Annotated in this window: 2 protein-coding genes; both read right to left on the bottom strand. The window is 65.1% G+C overall.

Features of this window, described 5'->3' with window-relative positions:
* Positions 1 to 592, bottom strand: a 592-nt coding sequence (gene mobA / locus EN994_RS31205; RefSeq protein WP_127308139.1) for a molybdenum cofactor guanylyltransferase MobA, incomplete at its 3' end; no start/stop codon positions are given.
* A gap of 55 nt (positions 593 to 647) precedes the next feature.
* Positions 648 to 1,449, bottom strand: an 802-nt coding sequence (locus tag EN994_RS31200) for a DMT family transporter (protein WP_164746404.1), incomplete at its 5' end; no start/stop codon positions are given.

Genomic DNA, 1,449 nt, shown 5'->3' with positions numbered 1-1,449 from the left:
ACACAAGATCGTCCGGTTCGTTGATGTTGAAGAAAGGGTCGATCCCCGCCGATGGCGGAACCGGGAACTCCACCTCGACAAAACCCTGCCGGTCGATGAAAGCCGAAACCCGCCTGATATCCTGATCGACCAGAAAGTGCCGCAAGGCATCGCGGCAGCCGATCGGCCACAGCGCGAAGGTCGGATGCCGCTTGCCGGCCGAGCGGGCAACGGCAATAGAACCGGGGCTTTGATCGGCGGCCCCTGCCAGACGCTCGACAAGGTCCAACGGCAGGAAAGGCGTGTCACCGGCAGCGCTGACGATCGCCTTGCAAGGCCTGTTGGCCGCGGCCCATTCGAGGCCGGTCAGGATTCCGGCGAGCGGACCGGCAAAGCCGGGCACGCTGTCGGCAAGCACCGGCAGTCCAAAGCGCAGGAATCGTGCAGGGTCGCCATTGGCGCTGAGCGCCATCGATTCTATTTGCGGGGCGAAGCGCGACACGACCTGGTCAAGCAGGCAGCCATCGCCAAGCGGCAACAGGCTCTTGTCGCCGCCGCCCATCCGCCTCGACTGGCCACCGGCCAGAACAATCCCCGCAATGTCTCGCTTCATGCCACGAAGCCTGTACGCCAGCCGTCGGAAATCACAAGAACCTTCAATGATCTGGCTAGATTCCGTCCGGAACCATGCTTGGCCCCGTGCTTTCGGCGACGATCTTGCGCCGGCCGACGACCCGCTCGCGGTAGAGCGCATAGAGGCCGGAGCCGATGATGATGGTGGCGCCGACGATCATCGGCAGATCGGGAATGTCCGCGAAGATGAACAGGCCAAGCAGGATCGACCAGATCAGGGCCGTGTAGCGGAACGGCGCGATGAAGGAGATGTCGCCCGCCCGCATCGCCATAATGATGAACTGGTAGCCGATAATCACCAGCACAGCAGCCAGGGCCAGCAGGGCCGTGCTGTTGCCCGTCATCGGCGTCCAGCCGCCCATTGCCGGCAACAGCGCCGCGCCGACGATTGTCATGGCAAGCGCGGTCGCGGTCGACACCAGCAATGTCGGAATGGCCTTGGGGATCCGCTTGGTGGCGAGATCGCGCACCGCGCAGCAGGCGACGCTGGCCAGCGCCGACAGCGAGTAGACGCTGAACCCTTCGAAGCCCGGCCGCACGATGATCAGCACGCCGGCAAATCCGATGGCGATGGCCAGCCAACGCCGCCAACCGACAGTCTCGCCAAAGACAAGTGCCGCTCCCATCGTCACCGCCAGCGGCAGCGCCTGCAGCACCGCCGAAACATTGGCGATCGGCAGATGGGCGAGGGCGACGAGGAAACTCACCGTTGCGCCGGCCTCGCTGATCACGCGCAAGGCGACCAGAGGCTGCAGCATCGAGCCCGGGCGGGCGAGAGCGCCGCGCTGCCAGGCCAGCAGGCCGACGAAAAGCGAAGCGAAAGCCCCACGGATCAAC

The sequence above is a fragment of the Mesorhizobium sp. M7A.F.Ca.CA.002.09.1.1 genome (assembly GCF_003998555.1).
Taxonomy (GTDB): Bacteria; Pseudomonadota; Alphaproteobacteria; order Rhizobiales; family Rhizobiaceae; genus Mesorhizobium; species Mesorhizobium ciceri.
Note: the sequence above shows the minus strand (reverse complement) of the source record. Positions and strands in the feature narration are given on the sequence as shown.